This window comes from Arthrobacter sp. Dra40 (assembly GCF_059091905.1).
In genome coordinates this window covers 1-3,126 of record NZ_JBNHHB010000380.1, presented here as the reverse complement: position 1 = coordinate 3,126, position 3,126 = coordinate 1, and the positions used below count along the sequence as shown (strand labels likewise).

The 3,126-nt window shown below is 69.1% G+C and carries 3 protein-coding genes and 1 pseudogene; all 4 read left to right on the top strand.

Going from position 1 to position 3,126, the window contains the following annotated elements:
• Window positions 1-1,063 (top strand): chorismate synthase (gene aroC / locus AC5RWT_RS36100; protein WP_494084419.1); only part of this gene is annotated, 1,063 nt, incomplete at its 5' end.
• 53 nt (window positions 1,064-1,116) lie between these two features.
• Complete coding sequence (locus AC5RWT_RS36095) at window positions 1,117-1,602, top strand: shikimate kinase (protein WP_494084418.1); 486 nt, start codon at window positions 1,117-1,119, stop codon at window positions 1,600-1,602.
• Complete coding sequence (gene aroB / locus AC5RWT_RS36090; protein ID WP_494084417.1) at window positions 1,599-2,696, top strand: 3-dehydroquinate synthase; 1,098 nt, start codon at window positions 1,599-1,601, stop codon at window positions 2,694-2,696. Before AC5RWT_RS36095 ends, aroB begins: the two co-directional genes overlap by 4 nt.
• Before the next feature lie 364 nt (window positions 2,697-3,060).
• Window positions 3,061-3,126 (top strand): annotated as a pseudogene (locus AC5RWT_RS36085) (elongation factor P); the annotation flags it as partial.

Below are 3,126 nucleotides of genomic sequence, written 5' to 3'. Positions count from 1 at the left end.
CGGCGCCCGGATGAAATTCGAACAAGACGAAGTCACCGTGGTGGGCGGCGTCCGCCACGGCCTGACCCAAGGCGGCCCCGTGGCCATCCAGATAGCCAACACCGAATGGCCGAAGTGGGAAACCGTCATGTCCGCCGACCCGGTGGATCCGGCCGAGCTCGAGGACCTGGCCCGCAACGCCCCGCTCACCCGGCCCCGGCCCGGCCATGCCGACTTCACCGGCATGCAGAAATACGGCTTCGATGAGGCCCGTCCCGTGCTGGAACGCGCCAGCGCCCGCGAGACTGCGGCACGTGTCGCCCTGGGAACCGTGGCCGCGAAGTTCCTCTCCGCGCTGGGCATCCGCCTGGTCAGCCACACCACCGCCGTCGGCAGGGTCTCCGTTCCCGAAGGCAGCGCGGTCCCCGGACCGGGCGACGTCCTGGCCCTGGACGAGGATCCGCTGCGCTGCTTCGACGCCGAGACGTCCCTGGCCATGGTGCAGGAAGTGGACCTGGCGCACAAGGAAGGCGAGACCCTCGGCGGCGTCGTGGAGGTGCTGGCGTACGGCCTGCCGCCGGGACTGGGCAGCTATGTGCACTGGGACCGCCGGCTCGACGCCCGCCTGGCCGCTGCCTTGATGGGCATCCAGGCCATCAAGGGCGTGGAGGTCGGTGACGGCTTCCTGACCGCCGCCCGCCGCGGATCGGACGCCCACGACGAAATCGTCCGCGACGAGTCCGGCACCATCGTGCGTTCGACCAACCGCGCCGGCGGCATCGAAGGCGGCATGAGCATCGGCGAAACCCTGCGCGTCCGGGCCGCCATGAAACCGATCGCGACCGTGCCGCGTGCACTGTCCACCATCGATGTCAGCACCGGCGAGGCAGCCAAGGCGCATCACCAGCGTTCCGACGTGTGCGCGGTTCCGGCGTCCGGCGTCGTTGCGGAAGCCATGGTTGCACTGGTGCTCGCCGAGGCCGTGACCGAGAAGTTCGGAGGCGACTCCGTGGCCGAGACGGCCCGGAACCTGCAGGCCTACCTGGCAGCGATTCCGGACTCGCTGGATTCGATCGGCCACTAGTGGCACCCGGGCAGCCGCTTCAGTTGCGGCGCCACCTGGTCCTGATTGGTCCGATGGCGTCCGGGAAGTCGACACTGGGCAGCCAGTTCGCCAGCCGGTACGGCCTCGCTTTCGCAGACAGCGACAAACGGCTCGTGGAACGCCACGGGCCGATTCCCGCCATTTTCTCCTCGATGGGCGAGCACGCGTTCCGCGAGTTGGAAGCCCGCGAAGTGGCGGCGCTGCTGGGTGACGGCAAACCCGCCGTCGTGTCGCTGGGCGGCGGCGCCATTCTGGACACCGGCACGCAGCAGTTGCTGGCCGACTGCACCGTGGTCTTTTTGGACATCGACGTGGACACGGTCCGGCCGCGCATCATCAAGGACACCGGCCGGCCGCTGCTGGCCGGCGACCCGGTGGGCCGCTGGACCGAAACGTTCCGGAAGCGCCGGCCCGTCTACGAGCGGCTGGCCGACCTGGTGCTGGACACGCGCGGCAAATCACAGCAGCAACTGCTGGCAGACCTGAGACAACTGCTTGATGAAAGGCACGAACAGTGAGCAACACCGACGAGGCAACCGTCATCCCCGTGACCGGGAACCTGCCCCAGGAAGCGTACGACGTCGTCGTCGGCCACGGCCTGCTGGGCCGGCTGCCGCAGGTGCTGGGGGAGCGGGTCCGAAAGGTTCTGGTGATCCATCCGCGGGCGCTGCGGGCCACCGGCGACGCCGTGCGGGAGGATCTGGCGTCCAACGGGCTGGAAGCGCTGACGGCCGAGATCCCGGACGCCGAGGAAGGCAAGCACATCCAGGTGGCCTCCTTCTGCTGGCAGGTGCTGGGCCAGAATGACTTCACCCGCTCGGACGCCATCGTGGCAGTCGGCGGCGGGGCGGTCACCGACGTGGCCGGTTTCGTGGCCGCGACCTGGCTGCGCGGCGTCAAGGTGGTCCACATCCCCACCAGCCTGCTGGGCATGGTGGACGCCGCGGTGGGCGGCAAGACCGGCATCAACACCGCCGAAGGGAAGAACCTGGTGGGCGCCTTCCATCCGCCGGCCGCCGTGCTGGCTGACCTGGACGCGCTGGAGACGCTGCCGCCCAATGAACTGATCACCGGGCTGGCCGAAGCCGTCAAATGCGGATTTATTGCCGATCCGGCCATCCTGGACCTCATTGAAGCCGACCCCCGGGCCGCGAGCACCGCCGGTACGGCGCAGCTGCGGGAAATCATCGAGCGCTCCGTCCGGGTCAAGGCCGAGGTGGTCTCTGCCGACCTGCGCGAGTCCGGACGCCGCGAGTTCCTCAACTACGGACACACCCTCGGCCACGCGATCGAGCTGGCCGAGCGCTACCAGATGCGCCACGGGGCGGCCGTATCGATCGGTTTGGCCTTTGCTGCCGAGCTCTCCCGGATGGTCGGCCGGCTGGACGATGCGACCGCGGACCGGCACCAAGCCATCCTGACGTCCCTCGGCCTGCCCGTGACCTACCGCCGCGACCGGTGGGCCGCCCTGTTGGACGGAATGAAGCGGGACAAGAAGGCCCGCGGCGACCTGCTGCGCTTCGTGGTCCTGGACGGCCTGGCCAAACCCGGCATCCTGGAAGTACCGGACACCTCGCTGCTGTTCGCCGCCTACCAGGAGATCGCCGAATAGCGCCTGCAAGCTCACCCGCGCAGGGGCACGAGTGCCGCGGGCGGCCGCGAGGGCTGGACATATCGTCGAGGGCAGGGTCCATGGACCATGCCCTCGCAGAATAACCCTGTCCTGGACAGGCAGACCCTGCCCTGAAGAACATGCCCCGCCGCTTGCACCCGCGCCCGAGCACGTGGCACGCGCACCCCGAACACGCCGGCTCCGCCAAGCGTCTCGAACCCGCCGGCTCCGGCGGGACCGACCCCATGAACCCCGGCTGCTTCGGGCGGGCAACGGGCCAGCAGGTAGAATGTCTGCTGGACTTCGCTCCGGGCCAGGACGGACCTTCCGCCTGCGGCCCGCCATCATCGACGAAAGTGAAACTGTGGCCACAACCAACGACATCAAGAACGGCACCGTGCTGAAGCTGGACGGCCAGCTGTGGAACGTC